This window comes from Aeromonas sp. A04, from assembly GCF_047780465.1.
Lineage (GTDB): Bacteria > Pseudomonadota > Gammaproteobacteria > Enterobacterales > Aeromonadaceae > Aeromonas > Aeromonas bestiarum.
Map to the genome: position 1 here is coordinate 93029 of NZ_JBLNHP010000006.1, position 26138 is coordinate 119166.

The 26138-nt window shown below is 60.3% G+C and carries 19 protein-coding genes; 10 read left to right on the forward strand and 9 right to left on the reverse strand.

The window, feature by feature from the left end:
* Positions 1 to 15 precede the first annotated feature (15 nt).
* The 4 genes from sucC to ACM3N8_RS17290 all read left to right on the forward strand — a co-directional run bounded on the left by sucC (position 16) and on the right by ACM3N8_RS17290 (position 4281).
* A complete protein-coding gene (sucC, locus tag ACM3N8_RS17275) occupies positions 16 to 1182 on the forward strand; it encodes an ADP-forming succinate--CoA ligase subunit beta (RefSeq protein ID WP_042872307.1) in 1167 nt (388 codons plus the stop codon).
* A complete protein-coding gene (sucD, locus tag ACM3N8_RS17280; RefSeq protein WP_139435410.1) occupies positions 1182 to 2054 on the forward strand; it encodes a succinate--CoA ligase subunit alpha in 873 nt (290 codons plus the stop codon). The genes sucC and sucD overlap by 1 nt, the downstream gene beginning before the upstream one ends.
* A 265-nt stretch (positions 2055 to 2319) precedes the next feature.
* Positions 2320 to 3345 (forward strand): hypothetical protein, encoded by a 1026-nt coding sequence (locus ACM3N8_RS17285; RefSeq protein ID WP_416016430.1) that lies wholly within the window; start codon positions 2320 to 2322, stop codon positions 3343 to 3345.
* A 498-nt stretch (positions 3346 to 3843) separates the two neighbouring features.
* Complete coding sequence (locus ACM3N8_RS17290) at positions 3844 to 4281, forward strand: YcgN family cysteine cluster protein (protein ID WP_043556903.1); 438 nt, start codon at positions 3844 to 3846, stop codon at positions 4279 to 4281.
* Positions 4282 to 4681: 400 nt separating this feature from the next.
* On the opposite strand, the gene pflB is transcribed toward ACM3N8_RS17290, so the two are convergent.
* The 4 genes from pflB to sugE all read right to left on the reverse strand — a co-directional run bounded on the left by pflB (position 4682) and on the right by sugE (position 10442).
* Entirely contained in the window at positions 4682 to 6964 is a 2283-nt protein-coding gene (pflB, locus tag ACM3N8_RS17295) for a formate C-acetyltransferase (protein ID WP_043136205.1), read from the reverse strand.
* Positions 6965 to 7009: 45 nt separating this feature from the next.
* Positions 7010 to 7858, reverse strand: a complete 849-nt coding sequence (gene focA / locus ACM3N8_RS17300; RefSeq protein WP_043136208.1) for a formate transporter FocA — start codon at positions 7856 to 7858, stop codon at positions 7010 to 7012.
* A 380-nt stretch (positions 7859 to 8238) separates the two neighbouring features.
* Positions 8239 to 9999, reverse strand: a complete 1761-nt coding sequence (gene ycaO / locus ACM3N8_RS17305; RefSeq protein ID WP_416016431.1) for a 30S ribosomal protein S12 methylthiotransferase accessory factor YcaO — start codon at positions 9997 to 9999, stop codon at positions 8239 to 8241.
* Between the two features lie 128 nt (positions 10000 to 10127).
* Positions 10128 to 10442, reverse strand: coding sequence for a quaternary ammonium compound efflux SMR transporter SugE (gene sugE, locus ACM3N8_RS17310; RefSeq protein WP_103470632.1), 315 nt, complete (start codon positions 10440 to 10442; stop codon positions 10128 to 10130).
* 337 nt (positions 10443 to 10779) lie between these two features.
* Here sugE and asd point away from each other — a divergent pair, with 337 nt between their 5' ends.
* Together asd and ACM3N8_RS17320 are read left to right on the forward strand one after the other, a co-directional pair.
* Complete coding sequence (gene asd / locus ACM3N8_RS17315) at positions 10780 to 11895, forward strand: aspartate-semialdehyde dehydrogenase (protein WP_043136217.1); 1116 nt, start codon at positions 10780 to 10782, stop codon at positions 11893 to 11895.
* Between the two features lie 614 nt (positions 11896 to 12509).
* Entirely contained in the window at positions 12510 to 15290 is a 2781-nt protein-coding gene (locus tag ACM3N8_RS17320) for a M16 family metallopeptidase (RefSeq protein WP_416016432.1), read from the forward strand.
* An 88-nt stretch (positions 15291 to 15378) separates the two neighbouring features.
* Here the strand turns inward: ACM3N8_RS17320 and ACM3N8_RS17325 are convergent, their stop codons facing one another.
* The 3 genes from ACM3N8_RS17325 to ACM3N8_RS17335 all read right to left on the reverse strand — a co-directional run bounded on the left by ACM3N8_RS17325 (position 15379) and on the right by ACM3N8_RS17335 (position 18793).
* Positions 15379 to 16542 (reverse strand): trans-sulfuration enzyme family protein, encoded by a 1164-nt coding sequence (locus ACM3N8_RS17325; protein WP_103470634.1) that lies wholly within the window; start codon positions 16540 to 16542, stop codon positions 15379 to 15381.
* 96 nt (positions 16543 to 16638) lie between these two features.
* Positions 16639 to 17709 (reverse strand): isopenicillin N synthase family dioxygenase, encoded by a 1071-nt coding sequence (locus tag ACM3N8_RS17330; protein WP_098983904.1) that lies wholly within the window; start codon positions 17707 to 17709, stop codon positions 16639 to 16641.
* A gap of 445 nt (positions 17710 to 18154) precedes the next feature.
* A complete protein-coding gene (locus ACM3N8_RS17335) occupies positions 18155 to 18793 on the reverse strand; it encodes an NAD(P)-dependent oxidoreductase (protein ID WP_043138908.1) in 639 nt (212 codons plus the stop codon).
* Between the two features lie 101 nt (positions 18794 to 18894).
* Between ACM3N8_RS17335 and ACM3N8_RS17340 the strand changes: the two genes are divergently transcribed.
* Positions 18895 to 19800 (forward strand): LysR family transcriptional regulator, encoded by a 906-nt coding sequence (locus ACM3N8_RS17340; RefSeq protein ID WP_241325901.1) that lies wholly within the window; start codon positions 18895 to 18897, stop codon positions 19798 to 19800.
* 98 nt (positions 19801 to 19898) lie between these two features.
* Here the strand turns inward: ACM3N8_RS17340 and ACM3N8_RS17345 are convergent, their stop codons facing one another.
* Complete coding sequence (locus tag ACM3N8_RS17345; protein WP_043557713.1) at positions 19899 to 20639, reverse strand: SDR family oxidoreductase; 741 nt, start codon at positions 20637 to 20639, stop codon at positions 19899 to 19901.
* A 289-nt stretch (positions 20640 to 20928) separates the two neighbouring features.
* On the opposite strand from ACM3N8_RS17345, the gene ACM3N8_RS17350 reads away from it, so the two are divergent.
* The 3 genes from ACM3N8_RS17350 to ACM3N8_RS17360 all read left to right on the forward strand — a co-directional run bounded on the left by ACM3N8_RS17350 (position 20929) and on the right by ACM3N8_RS17360 (position 25134).
* A complete protein-coding gene (locus ACM3N8_RS17350; RefSeq protein WP_241325902.1) occupies positions 20929 to 21840 on the forward strand; it encodes an AraC family transcriptional regulator in 912 nt (303 codons plus the stop codon).
* A 289-nt stretch (positions 21841 to 22129) separates the two neighbouring features.
* Entirely contained in the window at positions 22130 to 24274 is a 2145-nt protein-coding gene (locus tag ACM3N8_RS17355; RefSeq protein ID WP_290019148.1) for a TonB-dependent siderophore receptor, read from the forward strand.
* A gap of 68 nt (positions 24275 to 24342) precedes the next feature.
* Positions 24343 to 25134, forward strand: coding sequence for a siderophore ferric iron reductase (locus ACM3N8_RS17360; protein ID WP_416016433.1), 792 nt, complete (start codon positions 24343 to 24345; stop codon positions 25132 to 25134).
* A gap of 57 nt (positions 25135 to 25191) precedes the next feature.
* On the opposite strand, the gene ACM3N8_RS17365 is transcribed toward ACM3N8_RS17360, so the two are convergent.
* Positions 25192 to 26112: a LysR substrate-binding domain-containing protein gene (locus ACM3N8_RS17365; RefSeq protein ID WP_290019149.1), complete on the reverse strand. Its 921-nt coding sequence runs from the start codon at positions 26110 to 26112 to the stop codon at positions 25192 to 25194.
* Between the last annotated feature and the right edge of the window lie 26 nt (positions 26113 to 26138).

The window sequence follows — 26138 nt, forward strand, 5'->3', positions numbered from 1 at the left end:
ACGGATAGAGCATCTATGAATCTGCATGAATATCAGGCAAAAAAGCTGTTTGCCGAGTATGGCCTGCCGGTCTCCGAAGGTTATGCCTGTGCTACCCCGCAGGAAGCGGCTGAAGCGGCCGACAAGATTGGCGGCAATACCTGGGTCGTCAAGTGCCAGGTCCACGCCGGTGGCCGCGGTAAAGCGGGCGGCGTCAAGCTGGCCAAGAGCAAGGACGAGATCCGCGCCTTTGCCCAGAACTGGCTCGGCAAGAACCTGGTGACCTATCAGACTGACGCCAACGGTCAGCCGGTTACCAAGATCCTGGTGGAATCCTGCACCGACATCGCCAAGGAGCTCTATCTGGGCGCCGTGGTCGATCGTGGCAGCCGTCGCGTGGTCTTCATGGCCTCTACCGAAGGTGGCGTGGAGATTGAGAAAGTCGCCCACGAAACCCCGGAACTGATTCACAAGGCCGCCATCGATCCGCTGGTGGGCCCGCAGGCCTATCAGGCGCGCGAGCTGGCCTTCAAGCTGGGCCTGGTCGGCGATCAGATCAAGCAGTTCACCAAGATCTTCATGGGTCTGGGCCAGATGTTCCTGGATTGCGACTTCGCCCTGCTGGAAATCAACCCGCTGGTGATCACCGCTCAGGGCAACCTGCATTGCCTCGACGGCAAGATCAACATCGACGCCAACGCCCTCTATCGTCAGCCCAAGCTGCGCGAGATGCATGACCCCTCCCAGGATGACCCCCGCGAAGCGCACGCCGCCCAGTGGGAGCTGAACTATGTGGCGCTCGATGGCAACATCGGCTGCATGGTCAACGGCGCCGGTCTGGCAATGGGCACCATGGATATCGTCAACCTGCACGGCGGCTCACCGGCCAACTTCCTGGACGTCGGCGGCGGCGCCACCAAGGAGCGCGTGACCGAGGCCTTCAAGATCATCCTCTCCGACACCAAGGTGCAGGCCGTGCTGGTCAACATCTTCGGCGGCATAGTGCGCTGCGACATGATCGCGGAAGGCATTATCGGTGCGGTCAAGGAAGTGGGGGTCAAGGTGCCCGTGGTAGTGCGTCTGGAAGGCAACAATGCCGAACTGGGTGCTCGTAAACTGGCCGACAGCGGCCTCAATATCATCGCCGCAACGAGTCTGACTGACGCAGCTCAGCAAGTGGTTAAAGCAGCGGAGGCCAAATAATGAGCGTTCTGATCAACAAAGACACCAAGGTGATCTGCCAGGGCTTTACCGGCGGTCAGGGTACCTTCCACTCCGAACAGGCCATTGCCTACGGTACTCAGATGGTCGGCGGCGTGTCACCGGGCAAGGGTGGCACCACCCACCTGGGCCTGCCGGTGTTCAATACCGTCCGTGACGCGGTCGAGGCCACCGGCGCCACCGCCTCCGTCATCTATGTGCCTGCGCCCTTCTGCAAGGACGCCATCCTGGAAGCCATCGATGCCGGCATCAAGCTCATCGTTACCATTACCGAAGGCATCCCGACCCTGGACATGCTGCAGGTCAAGGTGAAGCTGCAGGAAACCGGCGTGCGCATGATTGGTCCGAACTGCCCGGGCGTCATCACCCCGGGTGAGTGCAAGATCGGCATCATGCCGGGCCACATCCACAAGCCGGGCAAGGTGGGCATAGTCTCCCGTTCCGGCACCCTGACCTACGAAGCGGTCAAGCAGACCACGGACGAGGGCTTCGGCCAGTCCACCTGCGTCGGCATCGGTGGCGACCCCATCCCTGGCTCCAACTTCATCGACATCCTGGAGATGTTCCAGAACGATCCCAAGACCGAAGCCATCGTGATGATCGGCGAGATCGGCGGCAGCGCCGAGGAAGAAGCGGCGGCCTACATCAAGGCCAACGTCACCAAGCCGGTGGTCTCCTATATCGCGGGCGTTACCGCCCCGGCTGGCAAGCGCATGGGTCATGCGGGCGCCATCATCGCCGGTGGCAAGGGCACGGCAGCAGAGAAATTTGCCGCCCTGGAAGATGCCGGCGTGAAAACCGTGCGCTCCCTTGCCGATATCGGCAAAGCCCTGCGTGAAGTGACCGGCTGGTAATTCCTTTCAGCCCGTTATCTCTGATAGAAAAATGCCGCCCTAGGGCGGCATTTTTTATGGAGTTAATGTTATGCGTAACTTCATTCAGTACAACTCTTAGCCCAAAGGGACGAGATGGAGATACTCGGATCTTCAAGCGATGAATCGAAGTACATGATGTAATCGATACAGTCATAATAATAAAGTTTGCACATGCTGAATGGCTGGCTATATTTTTATGGCTCGCAATTGATTTTTGTGTCAGTACTGTTGGGGAGGTAATGTGATGACTTCGAAATGTATGTTTTTCTTTTGTTTTTCATCTGCACTTATTACTGGCTGCTCTAGTAATCTAAGTGCGGTAGATAAACTGACTAGCTCGACTCAAAATGATGGCGGTATTTCATCTTATTTTAATGACATTCCATTTCAAAGTCGCTTTCTTGCAATTAATGGCCAACTTCCTATTGATACCGTAGGAATGCCTTGCGTTGCGAGTAGTTATCGAGTGCCATATTCAATGATATGTCTAAGTACCGATAAGTCGAAAGTCATCGAATATGACTACCCCGTGACTGGAAATCCTGGTGAAAAAATAAAAAATCTTAAAAATAGCCTCACTAAGTTAGAAAAAAAGTCACAAGATTTAGTTACCAAGTTGCTTGTTAAGGCTACTTGCCAAAATACAGAAAAAGAAGATTGTACAGCGGGAATTGAGAGTGCTTCTATTGCTCAGTCAGAATTTCAATCTTTACAGGCGGAAGTATTATCAAAGTTGTCAGATGGTAATACGTTTATATTCCAGTGGAGTAGTACAGCCGGTGGTGGATTCGATGTAGAAGCTGAACCCTATGGAAAAGTTGATGGGCAGGGTGGCTATCAGAACAGTGGAATTACCATAGTGTCCGGTTTACGCATATCCCAGCTTTTAGTGGGAAATGATATCAGTAGTATTTATAAAAATCTGCCCAAAGATACCAAGTTAGCAACATTTGTCATGCAGGCTCAAGGAATAGCTTATATAAGTACCCGAAGCATTAGTGCTACGGTGCAAGCTCGCTTAGGGCTAACACCAACTCAATTCAGTGACATCATAAGCACTTTGTCTGGAACTCAGAAAATACAACTGGCGGCAGCTTTCAATTATGTAAGCAGCCTGAGTAATGAAGGTCAGTTTCACACTGTAGATAAAAAAATTAAAGATGTACCGACGTGGGGAGCGCCGGGTAAGATAGAAGATCATGGATATCAAACGTTCTATGCAACCATGACAAAGTTAGATGAGCTTAATAAAATGATTGAGAGGAAATAGTTTTTATTTCAGATAAGCACAGACAGTTTATATGAGTTTTCTGTACGTATAGACTCTTTAGGAAATAAGTTTGCGGGGGTAATTCTCAAGTCATTTTCAGTAACTGTTTCGGATAGAAGAGTACAGATCTACAGGTTCGATTAACGTGGCGTAATCGGGCGTTCGAGAAGGTAGTATTTATGCTTTTTCATTTTCTCGGGTGAGGTGCCAGCCTTGATTACACATCTTTTTTGATGTGGTAACTGACAAGGTTGATCCCTGGCGCGGAGAGTCTACTGTGAATACTCAATAGAGTCATTCAATCCAATCAATCTGAGAGCATGGCGATTTCAGATTTTATGGTCTGGCTCCTATTTATCCCCTTGTCTTTTGCTGATAGCACTCAGAGTGAACGGGCAGGGTTTTGCCATCAACCTTGAAAAATCGGGCCATAAGGCGTATAACCACGCGCTTTACTGGTCTATTTAGCGAGCCCCTTCCATGCAGCAAGTCGAGAAAATGCAGCCAACTCCTTTTTGGCAGGAAAAGCCCCTGCAGCAGATGACGGATGCGGAGTGGGAATCCCTGTGCGACGGCTGCGGCAAGTGCTGCCTGAACAAGCTCATTGACGAGGACACCGATGAGCTGGTGTTCACCAATGTCGCCTGCGATCTGCTCAACACCAAGACCTGCCAGTGCTCCGATTACGGCAACCGATTCAAGAAGGAGCCGGACTGCCTGCAGATCACCCATGACAAGATTGCCGAGTATGACTGGCTGCCCTCGACCTGTGCCTACCGGTTGCTGGCCGAGGGGCAGACCCTGCCCGAATGGCATCCGCTGATCACCGGCAGTCGCTCCGCCATGCATCAGGCGGGTCAGTCGGTGCGCGGCAAGGTGATACACGAAGCCCATGCCGGTGAGTGGATCGATCACATCATCACCTGGGCGAGTTAAATCAGACTAGCCAAGCCGTTATCCGGTCCACAGTGCCGTTGATATGCCGCAGGGGCAGGGGAGTTCATACTCTTCTGCCCCTGTTGCTATCTGGCGGCCTGCTGCGAGCGATAGACGGGCTTCTGTGTCCCCTTCCTGCGGGAGAGTGCACCAAGCGCGTAGTACGGGGACTATGGGGCCTGTCGAGGGATCCCGTTGCTGCTTTCCGTTTCATTGAAAAGAGGGAAGAGACGGGGAACAAAAGGGTGAGGGGCGAATCCACCCCAGTTCCTTTTGGATGAAGGGGAAGGAGGGCCGTCATCACTCTTTCGAGTCGATGCCTGCTGGCAATCAGACATAAAAAAACCGGCGCCTGGGCGCCGGTTTTTAGTCACTGCGACTCTTGCTTAGCAATAAGCGATTACAGAGAAGCGGTGAAGGTACGGGTGATGACGTCTTGCTGTTGCTCTTTGGTCAAAGAGTTGAAGCGAACGGCATAACCGGATACGCGGATGGTCAACTGCGGATATTTCTCCGGGTTTTCCATGGCGTCCAGCAGCATTTCACGGTTCATCACGTTCACGTTCAGGTGCTGACCACCTTCCAGGTTGGTCTCGTGATGGAAGTAACCGTCCATCAGACCCGCCAGGTTGGATTTCTGCGCTTCCATGTCTTTGCCCAGGGCGTTCGGCACGATGGAGAAGGTATAGGAGATACCATCTTTGGCGTAAGCGAACGGCAGCTTGGCGACGGAAGTCAGGGAAGCAACGGCACCCTTCTGGTCACGACCGTGCATCGGGTTGGCACCCGGGCCGAACGGTGCACCGGAACGACGGCCATCCGGGGTGTTACCAGTTTTCTTGCCATACACCACGTTGGAGGTGATGGTCAGTACGGACTGGGTAGCCACGGCGCCACGGTAGGTGTTCAGCTTCTGAATCTTCTTCATGAAGCGTTCTACCAGGTCACAGGCGATGTCATCGACGCGAGCGTCGTTGTTACCGAACTGCGGGTACTCACCGTCGATTTCGAAGTCGATGGCAACGCCATCTTCGTCACGAACCGGCTTGACCTTGGCGTACTTGATGGCAGACAGGGAGTCAGCCGCAACGGACAGACCGGCGATGCCGCAAGCCATGGTGCGGTACACGTCACGGTCGTGCAGCGCCATCAGGGAGGCTTCGTAGCTGTACTTGTCGTGCATGTAGTGGATGATGTTCAGGGCAGCCACGTACTGCTTGGCCAGCCAGTCCATGAAGTGATCCAGACGATCCATCACGTCGTTGTAGTCGAGGTACTCGGAGGTCACCATCTCGGTCTTGGGACCGACCTGGATCTTGAGTTTCTCGTCCATACCGCCGTTGATTGCATACAGCATGGTCTTGGCCAGGTTGGCACGGGCACCGAAGAACTGCATCTGTTTGCCGACGATCATCGGGGACACACAGCAAGCGATGGCATAGTCATCGTTGTTGAAGTCCGGACGCATCAGGTCGTCGTTCTCGTACTGAACGGAAGAGGTCTCGATAGATACCTTGGCGCAGTACTTCTTGAAACCGACCGGCAGCTTCTCGGACCACAGAATGGTCAGGTTCGGCTCAGGGGACGGGCCCATGGTGTACAGGGTGTTCAGCATACGGAAGCTGTTCTTGGTGACCAGGGTACGGCCATCAACGCCCATACCGGCCAGGGTCTCGGTAGCCCACATGGGGTCGCCGGAGAACAGTGAATCGTATTCAGGAGTACGCAGGAAGCGAACCATGCGCAGCTTCATGACCATGTGGTCCATCAGCTCCTGGGCTTCTTGCTCGGTGATCACGCCTTTCTTCAGGTCACGCTCGATGTACACGTCCAGGAAGCTGGAGGTACGACCGAAGGACATGGCGGCACCGTTCTGGGACTTGACTGCCGCCAGGTAGGCGAAGTAGGTCCACTGCACGGCTTCTTTAGCGTTCTTGGCAGGTACAGAGATATCGCAGCCATATTTGGCGGCCATCTCTTTGATCTGGGCCAGGGCACGGTACTGCTCGGAGATCTCTTCGCGCAGACGGATGGTGGCTTCCAGGTTGACGCCGTTTTCCAGGTCAGCTTGCAGAGATTTGAACTGGGACAGCTTGTCAGCCATCAGGAAGTCGATGCCGTACAGGGCGACACGACGGTAGTCACCTATGATGCGGCCACGGCCGTAGGCATCCGGCAGACCGGTGATGACGCCAGACTTGCGGCAGTTCAGGATGTCTTTGGTGTAAACGTCAAACACGCCCTGGTTGTGAGTCTTGCGGTACTCGCTGAAGATCTTCTTGACCATGGGGTCCAGCTCGCGGCCGTACACCTTGCAAGAAGTCTCAACCATCTTGATACCGCCGTTGGCGATGATGGCGCGCTTGAGCGGTTTGTCGGTCTGCAGACCTACAATTTGCTCCAGGCCCTGATCGATATAGCCGGCATCGTGAGCGGTAATGGTGGAGGGCAGGTCGGTATCAAAATCGACCGGCGCATGAGTGCGGTTCTCGATTTTGATGCCTTCCATGACCTTGTCCCACAGCTTGGTGGTAGCTTCGGTCGCGCCAGCCAGGAAGGACTCGTCACCTTCATACGGGGTGTAGTTCTTCTGGATGAAGTCACGGGTGTTGACAGAGGACTGCCATTCACCGGCCGCGAAGCCTTCCCATGCTTTTTGGAACTGTTCGTTAAGTTCTGCCATTTTCATTACCTCACACGGTATTGATGTAGTATCCCGCAATCATCCTTAATGATGACGACGGAAGATAAACCAGTAAGTCAGACCAACCATGACGCCACCACCAATGATATTACCAATGGTGACGGGAATGAGGTTGTGTAGGACGAAGTTGGATACGGTCAAGTCGGCGAAGGTCGCCGGATCCTGGCCGATGGCCTGCCAAAATTCCGGGCCTGCTACCGCATGGATAGCGATACCGACCGGGATCATAAACATGTTTGCGATGCTGTGCTCGAAACCGGAGGCCACGAACATGGCGACGGGGAGCAGCATGACCATCACCTTGTCGGTCGCACTGCGGGCGCCGAACGCCATCCACACGGCGAGACACACCATGAGGTTGCAGAGGATACCGAGGGCGAGGGCCTCGAAGAAGGTGTGATGGATCTTGTGCTGGGCCACTTTCAGGGCGTTCAGGCCCCACTGACCATCCGCCGCCATGTACTCGGCCGACATGATGATGAGCGCGACTATGATGAGACCGCCGATGAGGTTGCCGAAGTAGACCAGACCCCAGTTCTTGAGCAGTTGACCCCAGGTGATGCGATTGGCCGCCTTGGCCACCAGCGTCAGGGTGGTGGAGGTGAACAGCTCGGCACCGAGCAGCACGCACAGAATGAGACCGAGGGAGAAACAGAGACCGCCGACCAGCTTGCTGAGGCCCCAGGCCACATTGCCGGCACCCGTGGTGACTGTGATGAAAAAGACAAAAGCGATGGCGATGAAAGCGCCTGCTGTGATGGCCAGGGGGATGACCTTGTATGCCGGCTTGGTGGCCTTGGCATAGGTTATATCTTCTGCCAGTGCAGCGATGGCTTCTGGCTTGAGACAATCAAAGGGAGATTCTGCTTTCAATTCTCATGTACCTGCTGTTTTGCCTGTGGAAATCATAACAAAGGGCCAGATCGTCAAAATTGACTCCGATCAAGAATTGCAGATTGTGAATGTAATTTTACTACAAAAATTTGAGTCCCCTGGAAGCCTCTCTTTACACCAGGTTTCAGCTGAAACAGAAATGCTGGTTTTTTAATGTAATGATTTTAAAGAATTTATTTGTCAAGTCTGAAAAAAGGTACTGGCAAGGCATCTTTGCATCCCCCCCGCATCATGGACTCGGCGTTGGCAACCCCCTAAGGGGTATTTTTTGTTTTTTATTTCATCCTTGAATAACAAATGTCCAGCCGGGGTGCCATAAAACAGAAGGGGCCATCAAGGCCCCCCCAAATACTACCACATCAGGCCCAATGATGGGCTCGCTTGGCCTTTTGCAGCTTTTCATAGGCTGCCAGCAGCTTCTGGTGCTGCGGGAACTGGACGAGGGACAGATCGGCCGCCGTCAACCCATGGAAACGTGCTTCGCCGCTGGCGTTGGCCCAGGCATCGGCCAGGGTCTGCTCGCCATACATGCGGGTAAACACGGCGCGGTACTGCTCCGGATCCCGCTCCAGGTCGATGAACAGCTCGACGCAGGCGCGCAGGGCACGGTAGTAGTTGGCGCGATCCGCCGGGAACACCGACTGGTTGAACTCCATGGTCCAGTCGATGAGATCGAGCGCCGTCTCCAGCTCACCGGCGGCCAGCGCCAGCATGGCTTTCAGCTCGCCGACGCGCAGGGTGTGCAGGGCTGTGCCCTTGGCTGCGGCGATACCGAGCAGCTCACGCACCCGGGTGCGCTCGTCGTGCCCCTCTTCGTCCAGCTGGTCGAACAGCGCCATGTATTGCTCGGCATCCCACGCCAGCGACGGTAGCGCCAGGATAACTTCCCGCAGGTTGGCGCCCATGTTGTTGTTGGCCAGCAGCAGGTCTTCGGCCGGATAGATGTCGGACATGCCCGGCACCAGGATGCGGCAGGCGTAGACACCCAGATGCTCGTAGTCGGCGATGTAGACCGGCTGCTCCAGCTCGTGGAAGATGCCGATCAGGTGGTCGAACTCCTCCTGCGAGGTGCCGCGAAAATCCCAGTCGGCGAACTCGAAGTCCGCATCCTGCTTGAACAGATCCCAGCTGATGAGGCCGGAGGAGTCGATGAAGTGGGTCTCCAGGTTGTGGTGATCCGCTACCTGCTCGTTGTCGAACGAGGGCGGCACGAACACGTCCAGGTCTTTGAGACCACGGCCCTGCAGCAGCTCGGTGACGGTGCGCTCGAAGGCCACTTCGAAGCGCGGGTGGGCACCGAAGGAGGCAAAGCAGGTGCCGTTGTCCGGGTTGAGCAGCACCACGCAGATGACCGGATAACGGCCGCCCAGGGAGGCATCGAAGCTGTAGATGGGGAAGCCTTCGCCTTCCAGCGCATCGATGGAGGCCTTGATGCCGGGATAACGGGCAATCACCTCATTCGGGATCAGCGGCAGGCTCAGGGCTTCGGCGATGATCTTGTTCTTCACGTGGCGCTCGAACACCTCGGACAGTGCCTGGGTGCGGGCCTCGGTGCGGGTGTTGCCGGCGCTCATGCCGTTGGATACATAGAGGTTGCCGATGATGTTCATCGGGATGTAGACGGTCTGGTGATCGGACTGGCGCTCGAACGGCAGCGCGACTATGCCGCGCTCCTCGTTGTTCGATTGCAGATCCACCAGCATATCGGCGGTCACTTCGCCGTCCGGGTTGTAGAACTTGCGGGTGAAGCTGTCGAGCAGACCGGCCGGGAACTGATCACCCTCGATGGGGAACCACTTCTCGTTGGGGTAGTGCACGAAGTCGCCGTTGGCGACCTGCTCGCCAAGATAGAAGTCGGCGAAGAAATAGTTGGTGGAGAGACGCTCGAAATATTCGCCAAGGGCCGAGGCCAGCGCCGCCTTCTTGCTGGCACCCTTGCCATTGGTGAAACAGAGGGCGCACTCCTTGTCCCGGATGTGCACGGACCAGACGTTGGGCACGGGATTGAGCCAGGAGGCCTCTTCGATATCAAACCCCAGGGCTTGCAGCTTGGTCTGGAAGCGGTCGATGGAGTCTTCCAGTGCCGCGTCCTTGCCGGGAATAAAAGTGTGGTCGGTCATCACAATATCCTGATTTTTATTGGCTCATGTTTGGCCGCAGATAATAGCAGGGGTCGGCGCGTTTGGCAGGCAAAAAACGGGGCAAGAGCCCCGTTTAGCTATCCACAGATCCGGGATCTGCCGTCGGTTCAGCCGATAAACTTCAGACCCAGGATCCCGCCGATGATCAGCAGCAGACAGAGCACCCGGGCCAGGGTGGCGGGCTCGTTGAACAGCCAGATCCCCATCAGCACTGTGCCGACCGCACCTATGCCGGTCCAGACCGCGTAGGCGGTGCCAAGCGGCAACTGTTTGACCGCCATGGCGAGCAGCACAACGCTCACACCCATGGCACTCAGGGTCAGCAGGGTAGGGAGGGGGCGGCTGAAACCGTCGGTGTATTTGAGGCCAATGGCCCAGGCGACCTCGAACAGGCCGGCCAGCAACAGGAGTAACCAGGACATAAGGATATTCCGCAGGAAGCAGGGTCGTCCCTGCACATCATGAGGCCCCGGGGTCGTCCCCAGGGGGCAGTGGCTGCCAGTCGGTTTCAATCATGCCCCAAGCTGACGCCGGGTGCCAAGAGATCGCATCAGCCGGGAGCTGGCTGGCGGATATTGCAGCGAACGGCACAGAATATTGCGCAATTCGACTTGCACCCGTCGTCACAATCCGTAATGTGGATAGACGCATTTTTCGCAACACGTATTTTGTAATCTGTTTGTGAACGGCCCGCGCCGGACAAGGGGTTACGGGTTTCAATACACAATTTTCTATAGCAGCTATCCAGGGTAGGACATTATGAAAAAAGTAGGTTTGGTCGGTTGGCGTGGCATGGTGGGTTCGGTACTGATGAGCCGGATGCAGGAAGAGAAGGATTTTGCCCGCATTCAACCCACCTTCTTCACCACCTCCCAGGCCGGTGAGGCCGCCCCCAACTTCGGCGTCGATGCCGGTACCCTGCAGGACGCCTTCGATATCGAGGCGCTGGCCAAGCAGGATATCATCATCACGGCGCAGGGCGGCGACTACACCAAGGATGTCTATCCACGCCTGAAAGCCGCCGGCTGGCAGGGTTACTGGATTGACGCCGCCTCCTCCCTGCGGATGGAGAAGGACGCCGTCATCATTCTGGATCCGGTCAACGGCGACGTCATAGCACAGGCGCTGGACAAGGGGCTCAAGACCTTCGTCGGCGGCAACTGCACCGTCAGCCTGATGCTGCTGGCCCTTGGCGGTCTGTTCAAGGCCGATCTGGTGGAGTGGGTGAGCGTGGCCACCTATCAGGCCGCATCGGGCGGCGGCGCGCGTCACATGCGCGAGCTGGTCACCCAGATGGGCCTGCTGCACGACGAAGTGGCGGTGGAGCTGGCGGATCCCGCCTCTGCCATCCTCGACATAGAGCGCAAGATCACCGAGAAGACCCGCTCCGGCACCCTGCCGGTGGACAACTTCGGTGTACCGCTGGCTGGTGGTCTCATCCCCTGGATCGACACCAAGCTCGACAACGGTCAGAGCCGCGAAGAGTGGAAGGGCCAGGCCGAGACCAACAAGATCTTAGGGGTAGAAGATGCCGCCATCCCGGTGGATGGTCTGTGCGTGCGGATCGGTGCCCTGCGCTGCCACAGTCAGGCCTTCACCATCAAGTTGAAGAAGGATGTGCCGCTCCCCGAGATCGAAGCCCTGCTGGCCGCTCACAACGACTGGGTGAAAGTGATCCCCAACGATCGCGACATCACGGCACGCGAGCTGACCCCGGCTGCCGTCACCGGCACCCTCAGCATACCGGTGGGTCGTCTGCGCAAGCTCAACATGGGTCCGGAATACCTGGCCGCCTTCACCGTGGGGGATCAGCTGCTGTGGGGCGCCGCCGAGCCGCTGCGCCGCATGCTCAACATACTGCTGGCTCGTGGTTGATCCAACTTGGGTGAGTGTGAAGCAGGGGGCCTAGGCCCCCTGTTTTTTTGCCCGTTTGGGCGTGCAGAGCGCGGGCGTTCCGGCGCAATAGCATATTCACTTGGACTGTGCGCATGGAGAGGCCGAGTCTCGTTATTAATTGAATTGATATTATTCATCTCCGATCGCGTATTTTCTCCTGACTCAATGGTAAATAGTCATCCCGGTGAGAAATGCATCCGTGTGCGCCTTTTGACACATTGAAAAATGGCGATGAATCCGGCTCGGAAATAAGGGTTGTGATGGCCATGATTAACGCTTATCTCTGGTCATCTCATGGCTTGTTACAAATGACGGTGCCCGCGAGATATCCCTGAAGGCCCCGATTGATTACACTGGTGGCCTTGGCCCCGGGTGCTACCCGTGCGCAGGCATGGCACCCATGGCGTGCAAATATTGATACAAGGGTCAGTCATCTGACGATATGTCGCCAGCACGCTGATCTGCCAGCATGATTCATATCACCACACAAATAGAGATGAATAATGGGGCCGCTGGCGAATTTGCGTGAATATGGCGTGAGTGCAACAACAGATAACAATAATAATGTTCAGACTTGAGAATTGGGAAACGAAATGAGAGTCGCGTGGAGTTTATTGTATTTATTCAGTGCCTTGGCCCTGGCCGGCCCCGTGTTGGTCAAGGAGCAAAAGAAAGGCACCAATCCGCTGATCGTGCCTTACCAGCAATATCGGCTGGATAACGGCCTGACGGTGATCCTGACCCAGGATCACTCGGATCCTCTGGTGCATGTGGAAGTGAATTATCGGGTCGGGCTGGCCGAAGAGGCGCCGGGCCAGTCCGGCATGGCGCATTTGTTCGAACACATGATGTTTCAGGGCTCGGCCCATGTGGGGGAGGAGGGGCATATCCGCCTGCTGCAGCAGGTGGGGGGGCGTGACATCAACGGGTTGACGACACGGGATCAGACCCGCTACTACCAGACTGTGCCGGCCAATCAACTGGAGAAAGTGCTCTGGCTGGAGGCGGATCGGATGGGCTTCCTGCTCGATACCCTGTATCAGCAAAAGTTTGATGCCAAGCGTGACGTGGTCAGGAACGAGCGAGCCGACCTGGTCGACACGCCTGCCTATGGCCGGGTGCTGGAAGTGCTCAACCGCACTCTCTATCCTCCCAATCACCCCTATTTCAACACGCCGTTTGGCAGGATGGCGGATCTGGAGCGCCTCACCCTGGAGGATGTGCGCCAGTTTTTCCTGCGCTGGTATGGCCCCAACAATGCCACCCTGGTGATCGGCGGTGATATCCAGCCGGCGCAAACCCTGGCCTGGGTCGAGCGCTACTTCGGCGCCTTGTCGCCAGCCCCCGGCCAGGCTCGCTCAGTGCCCCGGCCTGTGGCGCTGAAAAAGAGTCGATATCGTACCCTGACGGCCCCGGTACAGGACCCCATGCTGGTGCTGGCCTATCCGACCGTTTCGGCCCGGGACCCGGGTTTCGAAGCCCTCGATCTGCTGGCCGATCAACTGGGGGGCTCCGCCAGTGGCCTGCTGCAACAACAGTTGCAACAGAGCGGCAAGCTGGTGTTCGTCTCTGCCCGCCATGAGTGTGGTGTGCTCGCCTGCATGCTGGTGATCCAGGCCATTCCGAATCTGGAGCAGGGCGCCGAGCTCGAACCCATCAAGCGCGAGATAGACGGTGTCATCGCCAGACTGGCCCGGGAGGGCATCCCCGGAGCCCGGCTCGAGCACTCTGCCAATGCCTTGCGTGCCAACCTGGTCTGGTCGCTGGACAGCGTGGCCGGCAAGGCGGAATTATTGGGCACGGGCCACAGCCTGTTTCAGGAGCCCAACTACCTGCACCGTTATCTCGACCGGATGGCGCGGGTGACGCCCGCCGAGGTAAAGCGGGTACTGGACCACTATGTACTGCACAAACCCAGGGTGGTGCTGAGCGTGGTGCCCGAGGCGCATCAAGGGTGGCAGGCCGGCCAGGCCAATTTTGTCGAGCCGCCCCCCTTGCCGCGCACCCTGGCTGAGCCTCTCTTGCGCTCACGTCCGGTCAGGGAGACCCTGGACAGGCGCCAGGAACCCGCCAGTGGCGGGGCGCTGCCCGTGCCACTGCCCACCCTGTGGCAGGCCAGTCTGGGGGATAGGGTCTCCCTGCTCGGTCACTACAGCGACGAGGTGCCAGCCTTTGTCATGCGCATCAACTGGCCCGGCGGGTACCGGGCCGAGCCAGAGGGCAAGGCCGGACTGGCTGAACTGACCGCCAGCATGCTGTCCCAGGGCAGTGAGCGGTGGCAGGCTGCCGCCATTGAGGAGCGGGCGCGTCAGCTGGGCGCCAGCCTGAGTTTTGGCTATGAGGAAGGCTACAGCCAGATCACTGTGCAGGGGGTGACCTCTCACTTCGATGAGACGCTGGCGCTGGTACGGGAGCTGTTGCTGCAGCCGGCCTTGCGACCGGCGGATTTCCAGCGCCTCAAGCTCCAGACCCAGCAATGGTTGAAGCAGCAAGTGCGAGAGCCCCAGTGGCAGGCCGATCAGCAGTTTCATGCGTTGATCGACGGCCTGGCCAGGGTGCCGGATCCGCAGACACAGTGGCAATCCCTGACCCTGGACGATGTGCGCGCCTTCTATCGGGCTGTTTATCGCAGCGGGGAGGCTCGGGTGGTGGTGAGCGGGGATCTGGCGCAGGAGAAGGTGGTGAGTGCACTCTCTTTTCTGGTTGAGCCAGAGGGGCAATCGCCCATCCTGAGGCCCCTCGGCTTTGCCGGCCAGCAGGCCAAGCGGGCCATCTATCTGCTGGATAATCCCGGCGCCAGCCAGAGCCTTGTTCGCATGGGGCGCCGTGCCATGGCGAGCGACGGGTTTGGTGAGCAGTTCCTGGCCGGGTTGATGAATGCCTCCCTGGCGGATCGGCTGCATATCCGCCTGCGTGAGGAGCTGGGATACACCTACTTCATCGATACCGCCTTCAACGGCAACAGTCAGGCGGGCTATTTTCTGCTGCAGAGCAGCGTGCGCACCGAGGTGACCCGGGCCGCCCTGCAGCAGATCCTGCAGGAGCTCGACAAATACCAGCGGCAGGGCCCGACCCGACTGGAGGTGCGTACCCTGCGTGAAGGTGTGCTCAACCGCCAGGCGCTGGATTACGAGACGCTGCCGCAGGAGGTGGAGTACATGCTGCCCATCTTGCTGGCGCAGTGGCCGCAGGATTATGTGGAGCAGCGGGTACGGACGGTCAGCCAGTTGTCGACATTCACCTTGCGAGACTTGGCTCGTCGCTGGCTCGACCCCGACGACATGGTGATCCTGGTGGTGGGGGATGCCAAGGTGCTGGCCCCCGAGCTCGCCGCGCTGGGCTGGCCGGTGCAGCGGATCTCTTCTGTCCCCTGACAAGCGGCTCTCCACTCCTTGATGCAAACAGCCCGCCCCATTCACATGGGGCGGGCTGTTTTTTGAGCCGTGAAAGGTGGCTAGGGCATCAGGCGACGGCCAGCGCCGCCGCCAGATCGGCGATCAGATCGTCGGCATCTTCCACCCCTATGCTGAAGCGGATGAGATCGTCATTGACCCCGGCGGCGAGGCGGCTCGCCTCGTCCATGGCGGCGTGGGTGGTACTGGCCGGATGGCAGGCCAGGCTCTCGAGATCCCCCAGGCTCACCGCCTGCACGAACAGCTGCAGGTTGTCGAGCAGGGTGGCGCAGCGCGCAAAGCCGCCTTCCAGCTCTATGCTCACCATGCCGCCAAAGCCGCTGGCGAAGGCGCCGAGGGCGTCGTGACCCGGATGGCTGGCAAGGCCCGGGTAGATCACCTTCTTCACCGCCGGGTGATCGGCCAGGAACTCGGCCACCTTCTGGGCGTTGTGCAGGTGGGCATCCATGCGCAGTGGCAGGGTCTTGACCCCACGCTGCAGCAGGTAGGCCTCCTGCGGGCCTATGGGGGAGCCTATGTGCTTGAGGGCCACGGTGCGCACTGATTTCATCAGCGCGTGAGAGCCCGCCACCACACCGGCGATGATGTCGCCGTGGCCGCCCAGGTACTTGGTGCCGCTGTGCATCACTATGTCGATGCCAAGTTCCAGCGGGCGCAGCAGATAGGGGGTGAGGAAGGTGTTGTCACACACGCTGATGGCGCCCACCTTGCGGGCCGCTTCCACTACCACCCGCGGATCCACCACCTTGAGGGTGGGGTTGGTCAGGGTTTCGAACAGTACCACTTTGGTGGCGGGACGGATGTTGGCCAGCAGATCCTGATCGCTCTCGTAGGCGGTCACCTTGATGCCGGCGCGGCTGAAGGTCTGCTTGAGAAACGCATCTGTGCCGCCGTAGAGCGGGCCTATGTAGGCCACCTCGTCGCCGCTGTCGGCCAGGGCATACATGATGGCGCTCACCGCCGCCATGCCGCTCGCTACCACCAGTGCCTCGTCGGCACCCTCAAGGGCTGCCAGTTTTTGTTCCAGTTCGGCTGTGGTGGGGTTGCCAAAGCGGCTGTAGATGAAGCCGGGGGCCTGACCCGCGAAACGCTCCTTGCCCGCCTGGGCGTTGAAGTAGCTGAAGGTGCTGCTCTGGTAGAGGGGGGTGGTGAGGGCGCCGGTCTGGGGATCGATCCGTTGGCCGCTGTGCACGCTCATGGTTTTGAATTTCATTCTATTACTCCGTCATTGCCAGGCTGTGGCTTAACTGCTTGTGTCATCCGGGTGGCGGGACGCCGCGGCGTCCCCCGTCTAATAGGTATGGCAGAGTCAGGCTGGCTGCGGTTCGCGCCGCTCGCTGTTTGTCGTCTGCCCACTTGTTGTCTGCTGATTGGCCGACGCCGGGGCGGCGGTATAGTGGCGCGCCGCCACGTCCGGGTGGGAGCGCAGCCTCCCTTTCAGCACGTTTTCACCCACCTGATAGAAGAGCGGGTTGGTCGGGTCGCTCTCGGGCCCTTGTGCCTGCGCCGCCAGCTCGGGGGAGAGCTGCAACAAAGGCACGTTAGCATCGAGTCTCGCCGCCATAAAGAAGGCGCAGGAGAGGCGCGATACCCCCGGCGGCGGGCTCACCACCCGGTGCAGGGTGGCCTTGAGGTAGCCGTTGGAAGCCAGCTCCAGCAGTTCGCCGATATTGACCACCAGGGCGCCCGGCAGGGGCGGCGCCGGGATCCAGCCTGCCGCCGTCTCCACCTCTAGTCCGGAGTGATCGTCCTGCATCACCAGGGTCAGGTAGCCGGGATCCTTGTGGGCGCCCACTCCCTGGCTGCTGCTGCCCGCTTCCCGGCCCGGATAGTGGATGAGCTTCATGTGCTGATAGGGGGCGCCCTGGATGCTGGCATCGAACACCCCCTGCGGCTGCGCCAGCACCTCGGCGAAGGCGGCGAGCAGGGTGAGGGTGATGTCGCTCAGCCGTTCCTGCCAGGCCAGCAGCTGCGTTTTCATCTCGGGCAGGGTGGCGGGCCACTGGTTGGGGCCTATCAGCCGCTGCCAGGGGGTATGGATCTCGTCCTCTGCCAGCGCAGGCGCCTCATTCATGATGTCGAACTGCTCGCGCCGGTCCGGCTGCTGGCGGGTGAGCTCGGCACCCACCTGGTTGTAACCGCGAAAATGGGGGGAGTGCACCATCTGCACCGCGCGTTTTTCTTGCTCCGGCAGGGCGAAGAAGCGGGCCGCCAGCGCCAGGGTCTCCTGCTGCTGCACCTCGCTCAGGCCATGGCCTGTCAGATAGAAAAAGCCGATGTCGCGGGCCGCCCGGCCAAGCTTGGCAAGCATCTGGCGACGAGTGTCAGGGGCGCCTTCGAGCGCGGCGAGATCGATGATCGGCAGTGGTGAATGTTCCATGTGCACCTCCTCATTTTCTGAGCGCCGGGACGTTTCCCGGCCACTCAGTGCAAAAACGACAGCGCGCCGATCGGTGGTGAGCCACCTGGCCGATCGGTAAAGATGGCGCCATTTGGATTGAGGGTGATGCTACTGTTCGGCGTTATAAGACGGAAACAACAAATTATTCTTAGTTATATACAAAAATCGAAATAGAATTCGACACCCATTCGGCTGGGTGTTTATTGAGCGGCTCACGGGGTCGTGTACCGGCTGTCCCATAGGGCTGCGGGCACCCAGTTAGTGCGAAAACAAGTGGCTGGCTGGCACGAGCGTTCACGGGCGGGAGCGGGCCCGGCTATCGGAGACGCGAAACAGGAAGGGAGGCTGAGGCCTCCCTTCCTGTTTCGCGCGTTGAGCGGGGATCAGGCTGAGACCTGATCGGTGAGCCTGCTCAGTTGCCCACTCAGTAGCCCAGGGTAAAGCGCTGGCGCAGGTGAGCCGGTTTTTCCACCTCGTTCAGCACGCCATCGGCCAGATCGCCGACCGTGATCCCGGCAGGCTTGTCACCGCTGAACAGCACCTGATCGCCACCGAGGTGATAGCCACCGCGCTTGTCGCCGGGTTCGAGGAACACGGGCGGGGAGACGAAACGCCAGTCGAGGGTGGTTTCACGGCGCAGGGCGGTGAGACCGTCGCGGGCTGCCAGGGCGCCCTGCTTCCACTCGGCCGGGAAGTCCGGGGTATCCACCAGCTGTACGCCGGGGGCGATTTCCAGACTGCCGGCACCACCGACCACCAGCAACCAGCTGTGGGCGGTCACGGCCGCCGCGACTATGGCTTTGGCCCCTTTGAGGTACTGGTCGTAGATGTCCGGTGCGGTCCAGCCCGGGTTGTAGGCGCTGATCACCCGGTCGTGCCCCTTGAGTACCTCGGCCAGCGCCTGTGGGTGCTGGGCATCCACGGCGACGGCGGTGACCTGCGGGTGGGCGGCCACCTTGCTTGTGTCACGGACGATGGCGGTGACGTGATGGCCGCGACTGACGGCTTCATTGAGGATGGCTGTACCGACAAAACCGCTGGCACCGATCAGGGCAATTTTCATGGGGAATTCTCCTTCACTGTTGGAATGAGGCTATCCTACGCCGCCGAATGTGATTTAATAATCGGCTATAAAATTGATTCACTTGTAAGCTGGATTTAATAATGGAACAGCTCAGACGTTACGCCATCTTCGCCGCCGTGGTGGAGGCGGGCAGCATGACGGGCGCCGCCAAGGCCCTTGGCATGACCCCCTCCGCCGTCAGTCAGCATATCAGCCAGCTGGAGAGTCTGCTCGGCCTCACCCTGTTGCATCGCTCCACCCGCCGCCTCAACCTGACCGAGGCGGGGGAGGTGGTGTGGCAGGGGTGCCAGTCGTTGCAACAGACCCTCAATCAGACCGAACTGCGCCTCTCGGAGGTGCGCGACAGCCTGCTCGGTGAAGTGCGGATCACGGCGCCCGTGGGGATGGCGGGCCAGCCGCTGGCGCGGGCCTTGTCGCCCCTGTTGCAGGCCCATCCCGGCCTGTGTATCCAGATCATCGCGGACGACGAGAAGCGGGATCTCATCGCCGAGCGCATCGACGTGGCACTGAGGGTCGGCACCCTCTCCGACTCCAGCCTGGTGGCGCGCAAGCTAGGTCAGACCCGGATGCTGTTGTGTGCCTCACCCGCCTATCTGGCGCGCAAGGGCACCCCACGCAGCCCGGCAGATCTGCTGGAACACGACTGGCTGGCGGCGGACATGCTGAGCGGAGGCCTGACCTTCTTCGACGACAAGGGGCAGGGCCACAAGGTCAAACCCAAACCCAGGGTGGTGTGCAACAACGTGCTGCCGCTGCGCCAGTTCACCCTGGCGGGGCAGGGGGTCTCGCTGCAACCCGAGGGGGAGATCGCCGAGGATCTCGCCCAAGGGCGGCTGCTGGAGCTGCTGCCGGGCTATCGGGTGCCGCCCATGGAGATCCATGCCATCACTCCCCAGCGGGAGATCCCGGAGAAGGTGCGGCGGGTGATCACGGCCCTGCGCAGCCACTTCGCCGAGCCGGTGGGGGCCGCGGCGGCGCGCCCCTGAGCCGGGTGGCAGGCAGGGGCTGCGCCATTTTGTCTCAACTTGCCAAAAGCAGAGGGCAGCCGGTTGGCTGCCCTCTGTCGATGAGATAACTCCCGGCATTACTTCATGTAGAGGCCGCCGTTGATGGCCAGGGTTTCCCCCGTGATATAGGCGCCCGCCTCACTGGCGAGAAAGGCCACGGCGGCGGCTATCTCCTCCGGCTTGGCGAGGCGGCGCATGGGAATGTCGGCCTTGATGCTGTCGAGGATATCGCTGCGGATCGCCTCCACCATGGGGGTGGCTGTGTAACCGGGGGCGATGGCGTTGACCGTGACCCCGAAGCGGGCCCCTTCCGCCGCCAGCGCCTTGGTGAAGCCCAGCATGCCCGCCTTGGCCGCCGAGTAGTTGACCTGACCGAACTGCCCCTTCTGGCCGTTGACCGAGGAGATGTTGATGATGCGGGCATCGCGCTGCTCGCACATGGCGTCGAACAGCGGCTGGGTCACGTTGTAGAGGCTGCACAGATTGGTGTGGATCACCTCGAACCACTGCTCCGGCGCCATGCGCTTGAAGGCGCCATCCCGGGTGATGCCGGCGTTGTTGACCAGCACGTCCACCCGGCCCTCGTCCTGCAACAGGCGACCCAGGGTCTCGCGGCACATGGCGGTGTCGGCCACGTCCAGCGGCAGCAGCCGCACCTGCTCCGGCCGATAACCCTGCTCCCCGTACCAGTCATGGGCCGCCGCACTGTTGCCGCTGGAGTGAGTGGCTATGATGCGATACTCCTGGGCCAGCAAGGCGGTGGTGATGGCGGATCCTATGCCGCCACGGGCTCCGGTGATCAAGGCAATTTTTTTCATCTTGGCTCTCCCTGCAAAAGATTCGAACGAGGACTTTATTGGCTTTTCAGGCTAATTGATATATTTGTTTTCAAACAATCTGACAGGGAAATGCGTCATTTTTGTGACAGCCTGCCAAGCTGGCGTGACGGCCTTGTTGAAGGCCCAGGTGACGGCATGGCGTCGAGTGACAAGCGGCGTGCGCTGCCTGCCGGTGGCCGCAGGCCACTTGCCGCCGGGGCGACGGCCATGTTTAATGTGGCCACTTGGGCGAGCGTGCCCCTCTGCCGGCAGCGATCCCGACCACCCAATGACACCTACCTTCCCTCTCGCATCCCCGGGCCCCGCGCCACAGGCTAGCGCCCATTTCACCCGCATCGAGCGGGTGCTCGACTACATCCATGGGCATCTGGATCAGCCGTTGTCGTTGGAGCAGCTGGCCGAGCAGAGCTGCTGGTCGCGCTGGCAGTTGCAGCGGGTCTTCCTGCACGAGACAGGGCAGACGGTGGCCCACTATGTGCGCGAGCTCAAGCTGAGCCTGGCGGCGGAGGCGCTGCTCACGAGCCGCCAGCGGGTGCTGGATCTGGCGCTCTGCTACGGCTTTGGTTCCGAGGTGAGTTTCAGCCGCGCCTTCAAGCAGCAGTTCGGCTGCTCGCCGCTGGCCTATCGCAAGCGGGGGATGCGGCTGGGGTTGCGCACCCCGCTGGTGCGAGCCCATACGCCGCTCGCCAGCGCCCCCAGACTGGTGCAGGTACGGGTCGAGAGTCAGCCGGGCTTCATATTGCAGGGGGTCAAGGGGCTGATCCGCGGGCTCTTCGCCAGCGAGCCCGATTTCCAGCAGACGGTGCCCGCCATCTGGCATGCCTTGCGCAGTGCCGGCGGTCTGGACAGGGCCCGCGATCTGATCGGCGTGGTGGATGTGTCAGGCGCGGGAGAGCAGCTGGTCTACTGGGCGGGCGTGGCGGCAGAGGAGGGGAGCGAGCCGCCGAGCGGGCTGGCTCGTCTGGCCATCCCGCCCCAGGAGTACGCCGTGCTCAGCCATGTGGGCCCCATCAGCCAGCTGGGGCAGACTCTCAACTGGTTCATCCTGCACTGGCTGCCCGCCTCGGGTTATCGGGGGCTGGATGGTTTCGAGCTGGAGCGTTACACCCCCGACTTCGATGGCCAACAGCCTTATGCCCGCATGGAGTACTGGTTGCCCATAGCGCCCCGCCAGGGCTGAACCCTGTGAGCGGTTTGGCGGCAGGGCGCCCATCCCCCGGTCTGCATAAAGCACTGTGGCGCCTTGCCATTGACCGCCATCTCATTACAGCCTTCCCTCAGAGAAAATAGCCATTTGAATTCAATCCCTTTTTTCCATCGACATGGAAGGTCGTCGGATGGGGCTTGTCTTGCCCCTTTTTTGCCGTTTTTCCTGCCAACATGCCCCAAATTGTTAATTCAAGGGCAAATTGACCCAATAAAATGCAAATGAGATTTGTTACTATTCAATCATTGCATTCGAGGATCAGATGTACGCCACTCACCCCCCTTTGACCCTGGTCGCCGCGACCCTCTCCGCCCTGTTGGCAGGCCCAGTGCTGGCCGCACCCACGTCCAATGCGCAAAACGCGGCGGTCGATGAAACCCTGACGGTACTGGGTCAGACCTATCGCAACACGGCGACCAAGACCCGGCTCGACCCCATGGAGACGCCCCAGGCCATCTCTGTGGTGGACGGCGAGACCCTGGAGCAGCGCGGGGTGAGCTCGGTGAGTGAGGCGCTGCGCTACGTGCCCGGCGTCAATACCGAGCTGCGCGGCGGGGCGGTCAACCGGCTGGATCTGTTCAATATTCGCGGCTTTGACAACTACCAGAACTTCTACGACGGCCTGCTGCTGCAATACAACGACTGGAACCTGCAACCCCAGATAGATCCGGTGGCCATAGAGCAGCTGGAGGTGTTCAAGGGGCCGACCTCTGTGCTCTACGGCAGCATGCCGCCGGGGGGCATGGTCAACCTGATCGCCAAGCGGCCGCAGCGGGAAGCCAGGCACAGCGTCGGTGTGGCGACGGGCACAGGCACCCTCAAGGAGCTGACCCTCGACAGCACGGGTGCCATCAATGATCAGCTTGCCTATCGGCTGGTGGGACTGGCCCGTCAGAAAGACGGCCAGGCGGTGACCTCAGAGGAGGAGCGCTACGTGTTCGCGCCGTCCCTCGACTGGCAGTTGAGTGACCGTACCCTGCTGAACCTCAACCTCTATTACCAGAAAGATCCGCAAGCCGGTATCTACACCACAGTACCGGCCAGCGGCTCGGTCAAATCCAATCCTCTGGGCCAGCTTGGCAGCGACACCTTCCTTGGCGATGAAAACTGGAACCACTACAGCCGGGAGGTGACCCTGCTCGGCTACAAGCTGAGCCACGACTTCAACGCCAACTGGCAGCTGCTGCAAAACGCCCGCTACATGGATGCCTCGGCCAACCAGCAGAACACCTACAATGCGGCCCTGGCGGCGGACAACCGCACCCTGGCCCGCAACGCCTATCTGACCGATGAAGACTCTCGCGGCTTTGTCATCGACAACCAGCTGGCGGGCAAGGTGATGACCGGCAGCGCCCAGCACAACCTGCTGCTCGGGGTCGATTACCAGTATCTGGATGCCCGTATTCTCTACCGGGACACCCTCGACTATTCGGCGCCCGGCATCGACATCTTCAACCCGAACCACAGCCAGATAGTGCCGGCGGCCCTCACCTTCAACTATCAGGACAGCAAGACCATCCGCCAGTCCCAGACCGGCGTCTATCTGCAGGATCAGGTGCGTCTGGACCGGCTGGTGGCCATAGGCGGTGCCCGCTATGACAGCTACCGGATGGACACCGACAGCCAGACCCTCTATCAGGGGGCGGCGAGCAACACCCTGGCCCAGATAGATCAGGACAACCTCTCGTTGCGCCTCGGCGCTTTGTACGAGCTGGATCACGGCCTCTCGCCCTACGTGAGCTATGCCGAGAGCTTCGAGCCGGTGGCGGGGGCGGACAAGAATGGCCAGGCGTTCAAACCGGCCACAGGCCATCAGTGGGAGGGGGGACTCAAGTTTCTCGCCGAGGACATGAGCAAGACCTTTACCGCTTCGGTCTTCCACATCACCAAGCAAAATGCCCTGGTGACGGATCCGGACAACGTCTACGGGCCCAAGCTGCAGACCGGCGAGATGGTCTCCAAGGGGGTTGAGCTGGAGGGGCGCGTCGATCTCACCAGCCGGCTGGATCTGGCGCTGAGCTATACCCGCCAGGACATGGAGATCACTCGCGATACCACCAGCCTGCAGGGCAAGACCCCGGTCTGGGTGCCCAAGCAGATGGCTTCGCTCTGGAGCAACTACCTGCCGGGTGGCCAGCTGGAGGGGATGCGGGTTGGCGCCGGCCTGCGTTACGTGGGGGAGGCCCAGCTCGATGCCGCCAACACGGATACGGTACCGGATTATCTGCTGATGGACGTGTCCGCCTCCTACGATCTGGCCCAACTCAGCCAGCGCCTGCAAGGGGTGGAGGCCTCGCTGAGCGCCAGCAACCTGTTCAACAAGACCTACTACTCCTGCTACGACCAGAACAACTGCTGGTTCGGGGCAGAGCGCAACGTGGAGGCGCGACTCAAATACGTATTCTGACCCTGCGCCCCGGGCCGCGTCCGGGGCATGCTCATCATCTAGCCGCCGCAGATGATCGTCCGCGCACCTTGCCCCGCGGACTCGGCGCGCTGGCCGTGCACACGGAGATCCGTGCGCTGGCGGATCATGGCGCCCTGTTTGCGGCAGCCAGCGGGCTTATTCCTTCGCTCAAGGGGCGGTTGGCGCAGGCGGGGGACTCGCCCCCTTTGCTGACAGCTTCCCCTCATTCAACCCCGGCCGAGGTAGCGGCGGCGCTGCATGACCACTGGCGGCTGGCGCACCCGGAGGCGGGGCCCGCCTACTGGCTGACCCGCAGCTGGGGCATGCTGTGCTGGCAGTCCCTCTATCTCGCCATGGTGGCCATCTATCGACTGGGGGCCGTGCCAGCGCTGGACAAGCTGGGGCAGGGTTATCAGGATGGGCTGGTATCCGGTTTCATCCTGCCGGCCGAGCCCATGATCAAGGGGGAGCTGGATGCCTTGATCAAGGCCGCGGGCGAACGGCTGCAGGCCCACTGGCAGGCGCTGTTCACGCTGCTGGGCGGGGTGCAGCGGCTCAGACCCGGTTTCGTGCGCCCGCTCTTGGCGGACGATCTGCTGGCGGCCCTGGTGCGGGTACCCGACTTCTTCACCCATGTGAGCCGTGAACAGGTGAGCGAACACGCGCCGCGCTGGCTCGCCGCCTGCGGTCTGCCGGCCGAGCATCTGGCGGGGTGGCGTCCGGCGTCATGGCCGCAAGATGGCGCTTTTCCTGGCTATGTGCGCCAGCGTTGCTGCCTGCACTACAAGCGCCGTGATGGGGAGCTTTGCGCCAACTGCCCGAGGCGGCAGGGGGCTGCAAGTTGCGGCGAGGGATCCTGAGGCGCCTAGGCGCCGGCGTGTCGAGAGGCGTGAGCGCCGCCCCCAGGGGCGGCTTTTTTACGCCTCTTTCTGCTCGCCCATCTTGCTGCGAATGCGCTCGAACAGGCTCTGCAGGCAGGGCTGGTCCTTGTCGGCGGCGCGCACGGCCCCATACATATGGCGGCGCACACCGTTGCCGAGTGCCCTGGCCTCAAGCAGCCCCTGACGCACAAACTCCTCGCTGGCCCAGCGCGGCAGGGCGGCGACCCCGAGCCCGGCGGCGGCCATCTGCAGCATGACAGAGGTGTTGTCCACCAGCTTGCAGCGGGCGGGCTCCACCCCGGCGGGTTGCAAAAAGCGGCTGAACACGTCCATGCGGGCCCGCTCCACCGGGTAGACCAGCAGCACCTCCTGCTTGAGATCGTCCGGGGTGATCCGGGTCCGGTGACAGAGGGGGTGATCGGGCGCCATCACCAGGGTGAGATCGAAGGCGAACAGCGGCTCGAAGTGCAGATCGCCGCGTGCCTGCACATCCGAGGTGAGCAGCAGGTCGAGCTGGCCGCCGAGCAGGGCGCTGATGGCATCGAAGCCGGGCACAGACTCCACCTCCAGATCCACCCCGGGCCACTGGCGGCGAAAATCGGGCAAGAGCGGCAGCAACCACTGGATGCAGCTGTGGCAATCCAGCGCCAGGTGCAGCCGGCCCGCGTCGCCGCTGTGCAGGGCCTGCAGCTGTTTCTCGGTCTGGGCCAGCGCCGGCAGCACCTGGCGGGCCAGACTCAGCAACTGCTGGCCCGCCGCCGTCAGCACCAGGGGGCGGCTCTTGCGCAGGTAGAGCTCCAGGTTGAGGCGGGTCTCCAGCTCCTTGAGCTGATGGGAGAGGGCTGACTGGGTGAGGTTGAGAGTCAGCGCCGCGCCGGCCAGCGAACCCTGCTCGGCCAGCGCGGTCAGGGTTCTCAAGTGCTTGATTTCCAGGCCTGAATTGCTTGGCACTGCCATAACATGGCTCCTTGTTGCATCAATCG

Coding starts and splice junctions, on each gene's coding strand:
- sucC (WP_042872307.1), top strand. CDS start 16: ATGAATCTGCATGAATATCAGGCAAAAAAGCTGTTTGCCGAGTATGGC.
- sucD (WP_139435410.1), top strand. CDS start 1,182: ATGAGCGTTCTGATCAACAAAGACACCAAGGTGATCTGCCAGGGCTTT.
- ACM3N8_RS17285 (WP_416016430.1), top strand. CDS start 2,320: ATGACTTCGAAATGTATGTTTTTCTTTTGTTTTTCATCTGCACTTATT.
- ACM3N8_RS17290 (WP_043556903.1), top strand. CDS start 3,844: ATGCAGCCAACTCCTTTTTGGCAGGAAAAGCCCCTGCAGCAGATGACG.
- pflB (WP_043136205.1), bottom strand. CDS start 6,964: ATGGCAGAACTTAACGAACAGTTCCAAAAAGCATGGGAAGGCTTCGCG.
- ycaO (WP_416016431.1), bottom strand. CDS start 9,999: ATGACCGACCACACTTTTATTCCCGGCAAGGACGCGGCACTGGAAGAC.
- sugE (WP_103470632.1), bottom strand. CDS start 10,442: ATGTCCTGGTTACTCCTGTTGCTGGCCGGCCTGTTCGAGGTCGCCTGG.
- asd (WP_043136217.1), top strand. CDS start 10,780: ATGAAAAAAGTAGGTTTGGTCGGTTGGCGTGGCATGGTGGGTTCGGTA.
- ACM3N8_RS17320 (WP_416016432.1), top strand. CDS start 12,510: ATGAGAGTCGCGTGGAGTTTATTGTATTTATTCAGTGCCTTGGCCCTG.
- ACM3N8_RS17325 (WP_103470634.1), bottom strand. CDS start 16,542: ATGAAATTCAAAACCATGAGCGTGCACAGCGGCCAACGGATCGATCCC.
- ACM3N8_RS17330 (WP_098983904.1), bottom strand. CDS start 17,709: ATGGAACATTCACCACTGCCGATCATCGATCTCGCCGCGCTCGAAGGC.
- ACM3N8_RS17335 (WP_043138908.1), bottom strand. CDS start 18,793: ATGAAAATTGCCCTGATCGGTGCCAGCGGTTTTGTCGGTACAGCCATC.
- ACM3N8_RS17340 (WP_241325901.1), top strand. CDS start 18,895: ATGGAACAGCTCAGACGTTACGCCATCTTCGCCGCCGTGGTGGAGGCG.
- ACM3N8_RS17345 (WP_043557713.1), bottom strand. CDS start 20,639: ATGAAAAAAATTGCCTTGATCACCGGAGCCCGTGGCGGCATAGGATCC.
- ACM3N8_RS17350 (WP_241325902.1), top strand. CDS start 20,929: ATGACACCTACCTTCCCTCTCGCATCCCCGGGCCCCGCGCCACAGGCT.
- ACM3N8_RS17355 (WP_290019148.1), top strand. CDS start 22,130: ATGTACGCCACTCACCCCCCTTTGACCCTGGTCGCCGCGACCCTCTCC.
- ACM3N8_RS17365 (WP_290019149.1), bottom strand. CDS start 26,112: ATGGCAGTGCCAAGCAATTCAGGCCTGGAAATCAAGCACTTGAGAACC.